The sequence below is a fragment of the Desulfovibrio sp. 1214_IL3152 genome, from assembly GCF_036763055.1.
Classification (GTDB): domain Bacteria; phylum Desulfobacterota; class Desulfovibrionia; order Desulfovibrionales; family Desulfovibrionaceae; genus Desulfovibrio.
Genome location: NZ_JBAIYW010000446.1, coordinates 1 through 1232, shown reverse-complemented (window position 1 = coordinate 1232; position 1232 = coordinate 1). Strand labels below are relative to the sequence as shown.

1 protein-coding gene and 1 pseudogene are annotated in these 1232 nt (G+C 60.8%); both read left to right on the top strand.

Features of this window, described 5'->3' with window-relative positions:
• Positions 1-225: pseudogene (locus V6C07_RS09440) on the top strand (phage portal protein family protein); the annotation flags it as partial.
• A gap of 127 nt (positions 226-352) precedes the next feature.
• A partial coding sequence (locus V6C07_RS09435) for a phage head morphogenesis protein (RefSeq protein WP_333536177.1) occupies positions 353-1232 on the top strand: 880 nt, incomplete at its 3' end.

Genomic DNA, 1232 nt, shown 5'->3' with positions numbered 1-1232 from the left:
TCAGCGCAGGGCGCTCTGGATGGCATGCAGGCCAGCGCGGCTCTGGCGCTGGCAGGCGAGGCACTACTTGCCCCACTGATTGCGGAGCTTGATGCCGGGTTGTCGCCCGAAGACATGCAAGCCCGTCTGGGCGAGTTGTACCCGCAGATGGACGAAACCCAGCTGGCCGAAATCATGGCACGGGCGCTGTTTGTCAGCGAGGTGTGGGGGCGGGTGCAGGCGTGATTTTTGCGCACTGCGGCGTCAGGCGGCATGCCGTGCTTTGGTCATGTAGTTTTTTCTACACTCCCGCAGCCCGGCATTTGCCGTCCTTGCATTGCATCAAAACTTACGCCCGCACAAAGGTATTGTTATGAGCACCGATATTGATCTTTCCCACGCCTGCAATCTGCCCCCGCGTGAGGCCATCCGGTATTTTGAAAGTAAAGGGCATAAAATATCGTTCCGCTGGCAAGACACATGGCGCGAGGCCCACGCCCGCGCGTTTACGGTTGCTGGCGTGACCAAGGCTGATCTTTTGGCCGACATCAAGGCCGCCACGGCAAAAGCCCTTGCCGAAGGCCAGAGCAAGGCGCAGTTTCGGCACGGGCTGGAAGATACGCTCAAGCGCAAAGGCTGGTGGGGCAAGGGGGATATAGTCAATCCAGATACGGGCGAGGTGCGCAAGGGGGAGCGCGGCAGCGCCAGCCGCCTTAATCTCATCTACCGTCAAAACATGCAGTCAGCGTACAATGCCGGGCGCTACAAGCAGCAGGTGGAAAGTGCTGCCGTGGCCCCGTATTGGCGCTATATGGCCATCATGGATGCCAGGACGCGGCCTAGCCACGCGGCCATGAACGGGCTTGTGTACCGTTATGACGATCCCATCTGGCAGACCATGTACCCGCCCAACGGCTGGCACTGTCGCTGCCGGGTGGATACCTTATCAGAGCGTGGCTTTAAGCGTGGCGGATACGCGCTGCAAGACAGCGGCGGTGACGCCATTGAAAAAGAAGTCATCATTCGCAACCCTGATACCGGGCAGCCCGAGCCGCGCACGGTCACGGGCTACCGCATGCCCAACGGTTCTCACTTTTTCCCTGATGCGGGCTTTGACTACAACCCCGGCCAGACGTTTGTAGCCGATCTCAAGGCCAACATGCCGGAGCCGCTGCAACGTGCCGCCACGAGCTGGCGTAAAATGGGCCTGCCGTCCTTGCGTGACGTACCCGCCGCACAGCGCCAGCCCACGC